Annotated in this window: 9 protein-coding genes and 1 tRNA gene; 2 read left to right on the forward strand and 8 right to left on the reverse strand. The window is 34.7% G+C overall.

Annotation, left to right across the window (positions count from 1 at the left end):
* Window positions 1-5: 5 nt before the first annotated feature.
* Window positions 6-398, reverse strand: coding sequence for an START-like domain-containing protein (locus DK508_RS07060; protein WP_109300052.1), 393 nt, complete (start codon window positions 396-398; stop codon window positions 6-8).
* Between the two features lie 200 nt (window positions 399-598).
* On the opposite strand from DK508_RS07060, the gene DK508_RS07065 reads away from it, so the two are divergent.
* A tRNA-Met gene (locus DK508_RS07065) sits at window positions 599-672 on the forward strand.
* A 553-nt stretch (window positions 673-1,225) separates the two neighbouring features.
* On the opposite strand, the gene DK508_RS07070 is transcribed toward DK508_RS07065, so the two are convergent.
* The 3 genes from DK508_RS07070 to DK508_RS07075 all read right to left on the reverse strand — a co-directional run bounded on the left by DK508_RS07070 (window position 1,226) and on the right by DK508_RS07075 (window position 3,545).
* The gene (locus DK508_RS07070; protein ID WP_109300053.1) at window positions 1,226-2,440 is read right to left on the reverse strand and encodes a hypothetical protein; all 1,215 of its coding nucleotides are present in this window, start codon (window positions 2,438-2,440) and stop codon (window positions 1,226-1,228) included.
* A gap of 273 nt (window positions 2,441-2,713) precedes the next feature.
* Entirely contained in the window at window positions 2,714-2,866 is a 153-nt protein-coding gene (locus DK508_RS21050) for a hypothetical protein (RefSeq protein ID WP_160114590.1), read from the reverse strand.
* 235 nt (window positions 2,867-3,101) lie between these two features.
* Window positions 3,102-3,545, reverse strand: a complete 444-nt coding sequence (locus DK508_RS07075) for a hypothetical protein (protein ID WP_109300054.1) — start codon at window positions 3,543-3,545, stop codon at window positions 3,102-3,104.
* A gap of 1,180 nt (window positions 3,546-4,725) precedes the next feature.
* Between DK508_RS07075 and DK508_RS07080 the strand changes: the two genes are divergently transcribed.
* Window positions 4,726-5,166 (forward strand): hypothetical protein, encoded by a 441-nt coding sequence (locus DK508_RS07080; RefSeq protein ID WP_160114591.1) that lies wholly within the window; start codon window positions 4,726-4,728, stop codon window positions 5,164-5,166.
* Here the strand turns inward: DK508_RS07080 and DK508_RS07085 are convergent.
* From DK508_RS07085 to DK508_RS07100, 4 genes are all read right to left on the reverse strand, one after another.
* The gene (locus DK508_RS07085; protein ID WP_109300056.1) at window positions 5,159-5,953 is read right to left on the reverse strand and encodes a toxin-antitoxin system YwqK family antitoxin; all 795 of its coding nucleotides are present in this window, start codon (window positions 5,951-5,953) and stop codon (window positions 5,159-5,161) included. The two genes, DK508_RS07080 and DK508_RS07085, sit on opposite strands and share 8 nt — an antisense overlap.
* Window positions 5,954-5,955: 2 nt before the next feature.
* Window positions 5,956-10,893, reverse strand: coding sequence for a DUF6443 domain-containing protein (locus DK508_RS07090; protein ID WP_109300057.1), 4,938 nt, complete (start codon window positions 10,891-10,893; stop codon window positions 5,956-5,958).
* A gap of 19 nt (window positions 10,894-10,912) precedes the next feature.
* On the reverse strand, window positions 10,913-14,341 hold the full coding sequence (locus DK508_RS07095) for a hypothetical protein (protein WP_109300058.1): 3,429 nt from the start codon (window positions 14,339-14,341) through the stop codon (window positions 10,913-10,915).
* 402 nt (window positions 14,342-14,743) lie between these two features.
* Window positions 14,744-15,232: a hypothetical protein gene (locus DK508_RS07100; RefSeq protein WP_109300059.1), complete on the reverse strand. Its 489-nt coding sequence runs from the start codon at window positions 15,230-15,232 to the stop codon at window positions 14,744-14,746.
* Window positions 15,233-15,306: the final 74 nt, after the last annotated feature.

Consider the following 15,306-nt stretch of genomic DNA (forward strand, 5'->3'; position numbering starts at 1 on the left):
AAAAATTACGCCGACCCTAAAACTTGTTTTAGGTTGCTAATCATATTATCCCAAAGCATTTTATTTTCGTCTATCTCATCGTCTTCAGAAAAATCTGTAACCATAAGAGACACATCTTTTGTGATTTCATCTACTTGGATGCGTAGTTCAAAAAAGTAATCGTTTCCATCATTTTCATCTTCTACCCATCTAAATTTTATACGTTCCCCACTTTTTTTACTTAATAGTTTAGCTTCTTCTTCAGAGTCATCCCAGATAAAATTAAATAATTCTCCTCTAGAGTTTACGTTATCCGCAAACCACTCCGAAAGCCCAGATGGAGTAGAAATATATTGATATAATAATTGCGGCGATGATTGTACCACAAATTCAAGTTCATATTTTGTTTTTTCAGACATATCATTAATTGTTGGTAAGCCAATATATAGATTAATTGTCGACTTTAAAAGGACAATGAAAAAAAAATTAATTACGCATTATTGTTTGCGTCAATCCATTTTGTTTTTATATTTGCACCCTCGTTTGAGTTACTATACTGATAAATTGTAAAAAATGCTTCATTTATGGTTGTCTTAATCGAAAAATATCACACGAATATGGCGAGGTAGCTCAGTTGGTTAGAGCGTCGGATTCATAACCCGGAGGTCGGGGGATCGTGCCCCCCTCTCGCTACAAAAAAAGGTTGTCTAGATCAGACAACCTTTTTATATATAAAGAAACATTCTGTTTATCGATAGAAAACATGTGTTTGATCTAAAGAGATTGGTGTTTGATCTAAGTTAGTTCGTGTAATCCTTGTATTGCGCCTACTTTTATACTATAGTTATTACAAAACAAAACAGTATAGCTTGTATGAAACATCAAATAAGTAACCAGGAGTTACCTCTAGAAAGAAACATATAGCAGATACGTAAATAATATTGATCCCCAGATCCCACATCGTCAACATGTAATAAAAGCTATGCCCTAACCAGCATAGCTTTTGTTTTTATAAGTATAAATTGATAGCGTGGATTTGCAATCCGTGCCAATAGTATCTACAGGTACATGTAAAACTAACTCGTTTCATTTTTTGAAACTAAAATACCTTTATTAAAATTGAAGTAACCAAAAAAGACAGTCACACTAAAGTGACTGCCTTTAATCATCTATAGAACTGTTACCGTTTGCTCATAATTGGCACGGAAAACATTTTCGTGCGATCATATCCTAGGGATAGGGTTCTTTATTCGATAATAGTGTTTTCTTTGACATTAAAATCAATTTCAAGATTTTCTACAGTTTCAGTTATTTCAGTAATAAGAATTATTCCGTAGCTTTCGATGTCCACAACTATATCACTATCTATTTTTAAGTCTCTAATCGCTTTGTAAACATATATATCACCTACATTTACTTGAAGAGAGGTTTGAGGAGTTCCAGCATCGAAATTTGCTTTGGCAACTTCAACATCATTATATGTTGCATAAAAGTCCTCAGGCTCTTCTGTAGTATTAATTCTGACAAAACTTATATCCGTGTCTTCATTTACGGAAATACCTTGAGGACCGTTGAAAACTATATCTGCCATATCATCTCCCTCAGAAAATACGTTGGGATCAAATAAATTGGTTTCATTTATGCTCGCAATCGAGCCAATTTTCAACTCGAGATCCACACCAAAACTCTGTGGAACCAAAACTATTGATGTTTCAATTTCTTTTACTATTGATCCACTAGTTGCATTTAATCTTATGAACAGAGTGTCCCCTTTCATTGCTCCAAACTGATCTATATAAGTGTCAGCACTTAAAGGAAAAGCATCAGAATCAGTCTCAAACACACCAGTAGCATTTACAAATGTGCCATTTTCACCTACTTTCCATTCTACGTTTACATTATCAATAGTTGCATCAACCATAAAACTTCCATATTCAATAGCGGATGAATCTCTAAAGCTTAATGTTGGCATTTCTTGAGTGAAGAAAAAAGGATCTAAAATATCCACTTCTTCCCGAAGTATTTTGAAAGTGTTCCCATTTGAAACAGTATATTCAAGATCTAGACTAATAGTAGATTCAAAAGGAATTAAGTTTGAACTACTAAATGTAGCCGAATTGTCAGATATGACTGCATTAGCAACTATTTCATCATTTCTAAGAACATTTATTTGATCAACAGTAAAACCATCAATAGTCTCTATAGAAATTTCCAAATCCGTGTTTACATCGAATTGACTAAGTTGAGCAGTCTCTAAAGCCACCACACCCCGTGTCAGAAGTTGAGCAGGCGTATCATCGCTATTGCAAGACGATAAAATAAATATTATCAAAAAAAGTATTCCTAAAGATTTCATTTTCATTTTTCTAAAAATTAATACTATTGTATTTTGGCCATAAACGGTAAGGCCTGTCAATATTATAAACAGAGTATATATTATTAACTGTAATTGTTTTTTCATTTGAATAGATTTTTTAAAAGCTTTTAAATATTAATTCGAAACAAAAAAGAACCATGCAAGAGAAATATCCAACAATTAGTGTCGAATTCCTTTAAAAATGGGATGATACATGATGTTTTGGGGATAATAGAAATCCTGAAATCTCCTTTGATGATCCGTTCGTTCCGGTTTCAACCCATATGAACACTTTCTATCCTGGGCCTTGTTCTAAATTGTCCATGGACTTGAATAGGTAATTAGAGTAACTTTAGGCAATAAATTAGCTGAATTAATCTATCCTGAATTAACCTCTTCTCGATGATAGGATAGTTTAGAATTAGAAGATTTTGAGTTGTAGTCTTTATAAATTACATTATTTAGATATTCATCAACATTGATAATTAATTTGGCCCCTGCTGCCGCTAGTTTGCAACTAGTGTGCCACACAACCCAATGCCTAGACTATAAAAAAAACAACCATAAGTTACAAAACCTATAGCTGTCTTATATATTTACTTACTCATACCGACACTCGTCTCAGACGAGCGCTAGCGGGGGAGACAGATCCCACACTATGGAACAGCTGGGGTCTTATATATTTACTTACTCCTACTGACACTCGTCTCAGACGAGGGGGAGCGGGGTTATATTTATTAGCATCCTCACAGTTATTGAAATCGCTTTAATCTACATCCATTTTTTTTAAACGAACTCGTAATAAAACCTTAAGTAGTAGAAAAACCAAAATAACTGCAATAATAAATTGAATCCAAACATTTATCCTAACATTTTCAAAAATGGCCCATATTCTTCTATAGTAATCATTATCAAAAAAATAAAACAAAAGAAACCCAAATAAACAAGCGGCACTATGGATAAACCAATTTTCTTTAATGAAAAAATTTAAAAAAAATGATACTAAAATACCAAGTGCAAAAGGGATTAAATAATACGTCCAAAAAATTATTTCTCTTTTTTCAATTAATTGATCTATTTTAAAATCTAAATCGTAAAAGTAGGGATCAGAATATATCAAGATTAACATTCCAAGCGATTTTATTACGGATAAAATAAAATATGTAAGGCCTATAGTTAGAAAAAGTCTTTTTGTTTTCTGTTTGTCCATTTTTATAGATTTTCAAGTGTTTTCTTTTCAAAATTACTCTTATCAAGGTTTTTTGAACTATTCAACATCATTTTTTTGGATGCATTAAAAAGCAGTTTCAAATTTCCTGCTGTTTTGTCTTTGGCTAATTTTTGAATGCTAGATCCAGCATTTGCAAAATTAATTGTATTGGTTAAAGGTTCAGATGATACCGATGTTGAATTAATAAGTTGTAATCCATCAAGTTCATTGATTCTAGAATCACCTACAATATCATAAGTAGTGGGGGGTATTTTTTAGTAAAATACCAGATTTTGTAATATCTCTTCTAACAATTTTAGGCCTTTTATATCTTACGTTATCTATAAAACACCTTCTGTTGGGCCATATTGACCTTCTATTGGGCCATGTTGACCCAAACTTAGACACTAAAAGCCTAATTATGAGTGTTGCATGTCTAATTTTGAGTGTTCAGAGTCTAATTTTGAGTCTCTTTGCTTTAATTATGGGTATTCAAGGTCTAATTTTTCGTCTTTTTGGCCCAAAACTTCATTAAAAAGATCCAACAGGAGGTGTTTGTAGCTGTCTTCTAATTTTCAGATTTTATTTCTCTACCTTCTACCTTCCTTACCTCCTCCAACAATCTAATCTACTATTCTTGGGTATCTTTGCGACTAGTGTGCCACACAACCCAATGCCTAGACTATAAAAAAACAGCCATAAGTTACAAAACCTATAGCTGTCTTGTATATTTACTTACTCATACCGTCACTCGTCTCAGACGAGCGCTAGCGGGGGGAATTATTCCGTAGCTTTCCCCTGCTGCCGCTAGTTTGCAACTAGTGTGCCACACAACCCAATGCGTAGACTATAAAAAAACAGCCATAAGTTACAAAACCTAAGCTGTCTTATATATTTAGTTACTCATACCGTCACTCGTCTCAGACGAGCGCTAGCGGGGGCACTAGTCACAGACTAGCGCTAGCAGGGGGCATATAACCTTCCTTTTTTAGGGAAGACTATAACTTTAGGGCGTAAAATATTATATTAGCGATAAATTAAATACATAACGGCTTTTATTTTTTTCTAAAAAAACAATTTTCTATATATGCAATACATTTGTGAGATAATCGATAATATTTTATATCTGGAAAATGAACATGTAAAATATAAGTGTGTGTTTTTGAGAGCTGGTTTCAAAATGAAAAAACAAATTCTTAAGAATGATAATATATCAGCTACAATTAATTTGAATATTAATTTCTTACCCTTTAAAGCTTCATATGGTATTAACTATACAGATTCGAATTCAACCCTTACCATAGAATATAAAGGTCTTTTTAAGCCATATTATAAATTCGTACATGATAATAACCTCTATGAAATTTACCCTCATAGAGGTACTAAAACATCAATATTTAAAAATAATAAGCAAATTGCTTTTTATGAGCATACTTTTCTAAATAGGTTTAACAAAAGTTTAATCAAAATTAATTGTGATAGTGATATTAACATAGATATCCTCTTTACATTAATCTCAGTAATCGATTTTGACTTTGATGAAGATAGTCAAACCGTAACAATTGACTTTGGAAATATTTTTCAAGCTAGGAAATTTGATGAAAATTGGTCTCCTACTTAAAACTATTTACTATATCATTAAAAAGTAATCTGTATTTTAAATAATCTTTGTTAGCTTCACTATTCTCAGCACGTACAAAAATCATATATACATCTCCTTTAGCTTTTTCAATGAAATTAATTGCTCCAGCAATAGTAACACCATTAATAACAGTTTTATATTGAAGCCGAAACGCCTTTAAACCATTAATTTCAAACTGTTTTTCGTCTACTTTGATAAAACCTGATAAATTATTTTCTGGCAAAGCCAAATTTTGATTGATATAGTCCAAAAAATTAACATCATTCGTTTTCTCCCTTGTTACGATTATTTTGGGGCAAATTCCACTAGAATTAGAACATTTTTGTTCTAATTCTAAAAGTGGTTTTTGCTTATTTGCATGAGCTATCTCTTTCCAAGAATTAGGTATAATTATTGAAGTTTTCAATGAAGAGAAATCAAATTTCCTTGTTGGAAAATCTCCTTCATCGAAATCAAATTGAACAGAGTCTTCAATATATTTAGATATTCGAACTAACTCGCTTGATTTATTATAGAACTTCCATATACCAAACTTTTTCCCCTTTATCATTACTCCACTAGATTCAATGTTTCCATTTTTATAATACGAATGATAGAGCCCATGAAAAAAGCCATTCTCAATTTCGGATACAATTTTATCTTTACCATCAACATAACTCTCTACATAAATGGAATCAGCTTCGATTATGGAATTTTCTTTGCTACTTATGTCCGTCTTACATGAAGTAATAACTAAAGCAAGGATAATTAAAAAAATAACTCTCATTATTATTGTGGTTTTATTCCTATTTGCATACTTAAATCAAATCCTAATATAAATGCTCCTCCTGCACCAATATCGAGTCCAAAAAAATCATCCTCAGCTTTTATTTTACCACTAGGAGATAAACTTTTTTGTAAACCTGATGCTATTAAAGGCGTGCTTCTAGAACTTTTTCCTCCTCCCGATTTGCTTGACCCCATTGTAAGTCCCGCAACAAAACCGGCACTAGTTTCTTCATTAATAGATTCTCCATTTTCATTAATGGTAAAACTACTATCTCCTTTATATCCAATTTCAATAGCATTAAGCATATTTGCGGTTAACGAAACTCCCTGAGTTACATCTACTTCTCCATCTTTTCCAATGTAATCTCCTTCAAACGGATTATCTCCGGACGGTCCTAATTCTGTGAAATCTATACTTCCTGAAGCTATTTTAAAAGTAGCTGCAGATACTTTAGCTTTTAACTTTCCTGCTCCAAGTTTAACTTTACCTTCCATCTGAGGGCCTACGTTTACTTCTCCCTTAACTTTGAATACAAAATCTGTATCCTTGATCTTTTTAATATCAGATTTCATGCGTTCAAAATCTTGAGGAGCTCTGGCCATATCATTTGTGAAATCTGCCTTTATTTCTCTCCAGAGTCTTCCTAAGCCTTCACAACAACCTTCAGGGGCCATCCCATCAGGGTCCATAAAATAAATAGGGTTATCAAAAGCATAATTATATGGAGAGTGTCTACGCATTTGTTCTGCAAGAGGATCAAGGTTCATCCATCTACCTAGTGCAGGATCATAGTTTCTAGCAGTAATATCAATCCAACCCAGGCCTATCTCATCTTGTTCTTCTTTACCAGTAAACCCATACGTATGATTTCTACCTCTAAGAACACTATTATATCCCTTATGTGTTAATCCAAATGGATAATAATTCTTTTCTTGTACAATCTCATTCTGGGTGATGGTACCATCTTTATTGGCATCCTTGTATGATAACCTTACATTACCCAAGTGATCCTTAAATTGATATACATACTTATATCCATCTGCTTCTTTTTCTACATAGCCTTCTGGATGGTTAAAAAACTCTAGATTACCATTCTTATATACGTAATTACCAGCATACTCGGTGTTGATTAAAGAACTTCCTTCTGTAACGATCTTTTTAAGTTTCGCTCCAGTGGCGTCGTAAATATATGAAATAGTTCCTGTTCCTTGGCTATTACTTATAGAAACTGTTGCCGGTAGATTTAAATGGTTATAAATAATGCCTGTAATGCCTTTGTTACGGTCGATAGTCATATTGCCATTAGCGTCATATACAAAATCATCATTGGTATTGGTACCATCTTTAAAACCGTAATTGTCGTTACCGGTATCGCCTACTCGTAATAACTTATTACCATTATCGTAGGTGTAGGATAAGATATCCATATCCCCAAAGGTAGTTGCATTGGTACTGGTATGCCCTTTTCGGTGTAAGGATAAAATATTACCCATTTTGTCATAGGACACATTAGATAAATTATACTTATCATCATTACTCACCCCAGTTTTGATTCTGTTTAAAGCATCATAGGTATAGTCATAACTACGAGTTACATGGTCATTGGCAGTTTGCCACGATGTTTTTGAGATATTACCATTGTATAATGGATTTGAACCCGTATTGTAATCAATGGCAAAGCTAAATAAGTCACTACCGATAGCACCTACATCATTAATCCCTTGTAGCCACCCTCGTATATTATAGGTATAGTCTACGGTTTGTAACCCTTCGACAGAGCTCAGGGTGACAATCCCTCCTACTTTCTTGCTAGTGAGTTGACCTAATGCATCATAGTTGTTAATCGCAATTAACTCCTCGTCCTGATCATTGATCTTTTGGGTTTGTTTGGATACTCTACCTGTATGATCATATGTAAATTTGTCTATGGTAATAATAGCCACATTACTATCCTTTGTATGGGTAGTTTTGGTTTGTTGTACTCTACCTGCAAAGTCTAACTCACTTTCAATAATATCTGTAGTATTTAGATATTCATTTTTTGTGGCTATATAAATTGGTCTTCCTTTTTGGTCATAAAATGTACCTGTTGTAATCCAATTATTTGTTCCTAGAACTCTTATTTTACTACCTGTGGATAAACTTTTTGCATTTACATCTACATTTTGACCTAATACAATAGGAGGTGCACTAATCCCTGGGCGATCAAAAACATAATCATCGTAGTAATTGATCGTATGGATCTCTGCAATCCCTTGTGGGATGGCATCATTAGAATAATATATCGTAGTACCCGCTATGGTAGCAGCACTACTTTGCTTGGTTTCGTATTGTTTGTATACTGTGGTATTATCTGCCGATCCTTGCATAGCCACTCTACCACTACTATTTGCAATCATACCAGTATAAGTTACTCTACCTATAGCATCGTATTTGGTAAACAACCATTTGCCTTGTGCCTTTAGGTTAGCATCTTGGGTCATTACTGGTTGATCCAATTTATTATACACGATATACTCCCACTCTTTGCCAGGAATTTTTTTCTCGATCAGGCGGTTTCTATAATCGTATTTGTACTGGTAACAGAGTTCGACAAGCTCGGTAGTAGAAACACCATCTGTAGTCGTTACTTTTGGTGGTAATACATACGTAAGGTTACCATAAGAATCATATACATAATAGGTATCATGTGGCACTCCTTCGTTAAAAGTTCTTTTTAAAAGTACTCTACCCTGCTTATCTGTATATTCTCTGGTCGTATGATTATCACCATCAGTTGCAGTCCAGTTTTCATCTTTGGTGATACTCACCGTTAACTCATTGGCAGCATAATAACCGTCTTGTTCTAAACTTGGCAACTCGGTATTATTTGTATCTGCAAAGGTTACATCAAAACGTACTACCTCATTAGTCGTGTTATGTCTCCAATCAAATTTAATGGTATGATCTGCATCACTAGTAGGATCTACTTTCCAAGCCGTACCTGGTGCGCCTTGTTCTAGTACTCGGTTTAATGCTGAGTCTTCATAAATACTTTCTGAATACGCATTTACTTGTGCCGGATTGGTAATATCAGGAAAATCATTGGCATAGGTATTTAAATAATAACTATTGATATCATTGTTGATATCTACTGACGTATACGTTCCTGTATTGGCTTTGGCAAAAGGTAAATACTGCTTGGTTTGCCTACCCAGCTCATCATATTCGATGTGGGTGATGATATCTTGTTCTGTAGGCGATGCCTTAACAGCAATTTGCTGTTTTGGCCTACCTAATCCATCTACATAAGTTACTGTTTCACTTACATCCTTATTATACTTGATCTCGCTAGGCGAGGTCATTTCTTCGAGATACGTTCTACTTAGCACAAAGTTCTCGGTATCAGAAACTGTTAATTCGTGTAATGTGTTTGCACAACCTCTTACTTCTCCATATTCATCTGGGCATTGATCCGTATTATCGAGCACATATCCGGTTGGTTGTGCACATGCTGTTATAACCGTATTGGGATCTCCTAATCCATCGGTATCGGTATCTGCATACCATTGGGTATTAGGGTGGATATTGATATTACCATCATTACAATCATCACCATTGAGCACATAGGTATACTCATCATCTGGAGCTGCACTACGATAAAACTTCACATTAGGATTACCAAAAGTATCGGTATCTACATCTCGGTAAAAATTCTTTGGAGCTATATCAGTGATAAATTCATTACCATCATCATGATCACTACCATTTAATACATACGTATATCCATCACTTGGAGCAGCACTACGGTAAAATTTAATACTAGGGCTCCCAAAAGTATCGGTATCGGTATCTCTATAAAAGTTCTTTGGCGGGATATTGGTAATATACTCATTGGTATCATCCAAATCATTCCCGTTAAACACATACGTATGCCCGTCATTTGGAGCTGCACTACGGTAAAATTTGATATTTGAACTTCCAAAAGTATCGGTATCGGTATCTCTGTAAAAGTTCCTTGGTGTTATGTTGGTGATAAATTCATTACCATCATTGATATCATCATTATTGATTACATATCCTAAAGGTCTATCACATTGCGTCTTTTTTATGGCTGCATTACCTCGACCATCGCCATCAACATCTTGATACCATTTAGTATTGGGATGAATTAATTTATTTCGATCATCACAATCATATCTATTCGTTACATAACCACTAGGTTGCACACTACGATACAATCGATCTGCAACAGCAGGAGATCCATAACCATCTTTATCATAATCAAGGTAAAAATATCTCGGGGCGATGTTGGTGATCCATTTATCTCCATCATTGATATCATCATTATTACTTACATAGCCTGAAGGCTTCGTACAACTTTTGGTAGTTGAGTTTATGTTTCCTCTACCATCTTTGTCATAATCCCGATACCAAACATTATTAGGGTGAATATTGATATTACCGTCATTACAGTCACTACCATTGGTCACATAACTATATCCATCACTAGGAGCAGCACTGCGATAAAACTTTACACCAGGATTACCAAAGCCATCTTTATCCACATCTCTATAAAAATTACGAGGGGCAATATGGGTGATATGAACATTATTATCATCTCTATCATCTTTGTATAATACATATCCCGAAGGCTTAGTACATTGGATTTTTACAGGACTGGTTCGTCCTCTACCATCGCCATCATGATCGTAATACCATCTGGTAGTTGGATTAATAGCTGCACTACCATCGTTACAATCGGTATTGTTGGCAACATAACGACTCTGTGGGCTTGTAACATATGATGAATTAGGATTACCATATCCATCGCCATCGCCATCATAATAATATTTGGTAGTACCCCCACCCCCATCACTGGGACCATCGGTTAATTGTGCTTGTGCGGTGTATCCTACTAACAGTAGGAATACAATCATATATATATTTTTTTTCATGTGTTCTTACTTTTAGGAATTAGTTTTTGTAGTGATATTTATTTTCTGAAACCAAATTGCCTTGGGCATCACGTACATATTGCAATCGATTATAGGTATCATACTCGTAATACACAACATACCCTCTTGGGTCGGTCATACTGGTCACCCCAATCATAGGGTCATAGGTATAGGTGGTGATCATCACATCACTAGGCAGTACAGTTCTTAAATTGTTAAGGGCCGTACGTAATACTCCTTCACTACCAGCATCTCCCATGGTATGATCTGCATCCTGATTAGATTTTGATTCTATATTAGTTACATAACTTGATACCGCACTATAGGTGGTGTTTTCTAATTTGGCTATTGGATATTGATGATTATACCCCCAGATATAGGTAATAGGTGTACCATCGGCTTTGGCTACTTGTCTTGGGTTACCAAAACCATCATATGAAACATAGGTTACTCTTGGTTCTAAAGGATTAGCTCCTTTGGCAGTGCGTACCTCTTGTGGAAGAATTTTATCACTTCCCCAATTTTTGTATAGTGTACGCTGCGTAGACAGTAATTTCTGAGTAGCACCATCTTTTTCATATTGCTCCACCTGTATCGGTGTGGCCGATTGATTTTTGTAAATACGTTTTAAAGTATTGATCCCATTATACTCTTCTTGAGTCAAGTTTCCACCAGGAAGACTTGACAAACTTGTTACATCATCGGGATAATAGGTCTTAGTAATCAACTGTTTTCCATGAGAATCTGTAACCTCTGTTCTAGTTGGCAAACGATGGTAGCTATTATCATAATAATACTTGGTAATTGTAGTTAATGGATTATTACCATCGCGATCATAGATCTTGTTCTCTACCTGATCCATATAAAAACGTTCGGATACATGTTGTTCTCTAATTACACTTAAAAAAGTAGGCACATCATAGTCGTAATACACATCATGCTTTACAATAGAATTTACCGCTTGCCCATAACAAGGGTGTTGCCGTTGTACTGTAACATTATGATGCCCTGGAGCAATACAACTGTATCCATTATCAATATGCCATTGGTGTGTATGCGAGGCATCACAATAACTATAGGCATAGGTTTGATTTACATCCTGAGCGTTACATACATAATCGATCTGCTCGTTTCGAACAGGGCTAAAATCTTTACGGATGATATAACTACTTACAGTATTAGTGTACGAATCATCTTTTGTATACGTATTGATGGTTTCCTGAGCTTTTACAAAACCACTTGCTTTTTTAGCATAAGTGGTTACTCTTTTTGTAAACCCATTATTTACAGCATCTTGATTATTAAATTGAACAGGAAGTGATTCTCCAAGTCCCCAAATCAGTTCATTAGTAGTATTTCTATTGACCATAAATTCATGCTCTTCAATCCCATACCTACCATCTGCAGCCCCATTACTCACACATACAAATGGATAGTACGTCGCGGTTCCTCTTTGATTAAATAATGTATTGGTGCTACTAGAAGACAAGGAAACGTATTTACAGTGTGTATAATTCCCTAAACCAGCAGTTTGTTCGTTTGAAACTGTAGAACAGTTTGTTCGAGTTTCGTATGTGTTTTCGAACGTTACAGGCGTTCCTCTAACTCCCGAGGATACTCCTGGGGTATCCAGTTTTTCGTATAGATAATATCTACTATTTACTTTTGAATTCGTATCATCTTTGGTATGCACTTCTTTAATACGAAGTCCAGCCTGTACGACATCTGTTAATTCTGATGTTACTTGATAGTATTCTAAGTTAGCTATGTAATCTATAGTACCAGAATTAGTGACACTAAGTGTGTAACTATACGCCTTATTTAAACTAACCACTTCATTTACAGAAGTTTCTCGACTTATCGTTTTTGTAAATACATAAGTATTATTAGTATTATCATAAATACGAACTTGGCCTGTACCTGTACAACTTTGACAACCAAAACCATCTAAATCCATATTGGCAATAACTTTGGTAGGGTATACACTATTACCAATATAATTATCGGGTAATGTAATAGCCAAACTACCCGGGTTTAGATTTCCGGTATGGACTTGTTGTTGTGTTTTATGATAGGTAGATTGATTTGCTCTAACGGTATTAGCCTCATACACAAATTCATTATAGCCTTTGGTAGGATACGTTACTTTTTGTAACAATCCTTTTTTTGCATGAGTTGGTGAAGGCGTTCGGTCGGCTCCAAAATTATTAAATATTGGATTGCTTGATTTTGGAACCCAATGTGTATTATTCAATTTACCGTTATAGTACCCCCAATAATCCTGTGCCTTTGATAATCGACTAGGGAATTGCTCTTTATCTTCATAGGTAAACTCGTAAAACTGTTTGGTATCTTTCATAACCACCTTATCCAAAAAGGCTCGGTTATTTGCAGTCACTGTATATTGTAAAGTAAAATCTTCGACCAAAGTATTATGCGCATCCTTGACCTGCACCCGATCTAATAATTGAAGTGGAATATCTGAATCTTTAGCACTTGCTGTAAGCTCAACACTCCCGGAAGATGCCATATTACTAGTAATACCAGATAATCTAAGCCCGTTGATAGAAACTCTTGTTTCTGAAACACTTAAATTTCCTGGAGGACATGTAATATCACTACCACATTCTTGTTTCGAATATAATTTGGAATACGATTCTCCTTCACCTTGAACAAAAACATAATTTTGATTTTCGTATGTAAAATAAATTTCATCCCCTAATGGGTGTGTAATCTTAGTCATGTACCAAGACGTCACTGTTCGTGGTGGATCAAATGATGCAGTTGGTGGCGCGAGCACATCGCTACTTTCTATAGCGGTAAACTCATACATGATTCCATCTTGAGTAGTAATGGCAAACGTGCGGTTAAATTGATATCCTGTAGTAGTAATCTTTAACAAAGGGTTATCTGATAAAATATGAACCCTGTTCTCTCTATCAAGGATAAAACGACCCGATGCGCCCATTACATTAAAGTTATAGATATCATATTCTGAATCTATTCCTGATCCTGTACCATCAAGATAAAAATCCATCACTTTGGGATTGATCATATTACCTCCTGCCTGAATCATTTCATCTATTTCCTTATCTGGTGCATTCTTTAATAAACCAGCTCCGGTTCCATCATCATCTTCGTCTTTAACTGTTCGAGTAATTACTCCTCCTGCATTTAAACTCCAACCTAAACCAACCCAACTAGTCATCTGATCTACACGAAGCCCATTTGAGTTATAACTCAACGAAATCGGCACCGATAAATTTCTCGTTTTGTATTGATACAATGGTACGCTCACATTAGCAGTACCAGTAAACATCCCAACAGGGACTTCTCCGTATTTCCCTAACTCAAAAGCCGTTGGAGAAGGTGGTGTAATAGATGGTAAGTCTTGACCTAAGACCATCCCGCCAATCATTACCAGCATAAAGAACATCTGTTTTTTCATAAAGTGATTCCTTGAATTTTTGACAATTTTTTTAATTTTCCCGCGCCAAAAGTACTGCTATTTGTATCATGAATCAATAGGGTCATTAGGGGAAAAATACCCTTTAGCATAACAACTTTCCCACCACAGACCCTAACATCTTGATTCACAAACTAAACACAAATAATTGTACCCAAATTTGGCGTAACATGGTGCAATAATAATCGCTGCCAGTTTCATTTTTCGATACTGGGAAAACTTTTTTGATTTTTTTTATGAAAGTATCAGAAGTCTTAAAAATGGTGTAAAAAGCTTCTTCTATCATCTTATTTATAGCTCTATGGTATTTTTTTTATTTTAAAAACAAAAAAAACCACCAATCTAGCGATTGGTGGTTATATAGTATTGTATTTTAAAAAGCTACTACATCTGGGCAGATAATTCGTTAATTTGCTTTGATTTTACCTGCATATATTCGCTTAGCTTAGATATTTCTTCTCCTGGTAATATACTCATAAGCCTATTATATTGTCTAGAAAGATCACTACTGGCATCACCAAGCTTAAGAAAAGAATCCATATCATGTGCTTTCACTGCTTTCTTATAATTTGCTACATAACGCTCATAATCTTTGATAAACTTTTTTGAATGTGTGTTCTCTGTAGTGTCAAAAGTACCAGGGATACGCATTGCTTTATCATCAATTGTCGGTTTCTTCTTTTTTGTGGTCTTTTTTTTCTTCTTTTTCTTTACTACAGGTTTTTTTTCTTCAACAACCTCTTCTACAGCTACAGCTGTAGAATCTTGAACTGTTTCTACCACATCTAACTTATCCGTTTTAGGATCTTTCTTGCAAGAAATCATAGTTGCAAGTAGCAAACAAATACAGGTAGTTACAATGGTCTTTTTCATACACATGAATTTAAAGGGACAATAGTTAGTTTACAAATATGTCTTAGTTAAAGGTTTTCTTTACCTAAGATTGA

Source organism: Aquimarina sp. AU474, assembly GCF_900312815.1.
Taxonomy (GTDB): Bacteria; Bacteroidota; Bacteroidia; order Flavobacteriales; family Flavobacteriaceae; genus Aquimarina.

What these genes read in the sequence shown, in the direction of transcription:
- DK508_RS07080 (WP_160114591.1), top strand. Translation starts at nt 4,726, where the DNA reads ATGAAAAAACAAATTCTTAAGAATGATAATATATCAGCTACAATTAAT.
- DK508_RS07095 (WP_109300058.1), bottom strand. Translation starts at nt 14,341, where the DNA reads ATGAAAAAACAGATGTTCTTTATGCTGGTAATGATTGGCGGGATGGTC.
- DK508_RS07060 (WP_109300052.1), bottom strand. Translation starts at nt 398, where the DNA reads ATGTCTGAAAAAACAAAATATGAACTTGAATTTGTGGTACAATCATCG.
- DK508_RS07070 (WP_109300053.1), bottom strand. Translation starts at nt 2,440, where the DNA reads ATGAAAAAACAATTACAGTTAATAATATATACTCTGTTTATAATATTG.
- DK508_RS07085 (WP_109300056.1), bottom strand. Translation starts at nt 5,953, where the DNA reads ATGAGAGTTATTTTTTTAATTATCCTTGCTTTAGTTATTACTTCATGT.
- DK508_RS07090 (WP_109300057.1), bottom strand. Translation starts at nt 10,893, where the DNA reads ATGAAAAAAAATATATATATGATTGTATTCCTACTGTTAGTAGGATAC.
- DK508_RS07100 (WP_109300059.1), bottom strand. Translation starts at nt 15,232, where the DNA reads ATGAAAAAGACCATTGTAACTACCTGTATTTGTTTGCTACTTGCAACT.
- DK508_RS07075 (WP_109300054.1), bottom strand. Translation starts at nt 3,545, where the DNA reads ATGGACAAACAGAAAACAAAAAGACTTTTTCTAACTATAGGCCTTACA.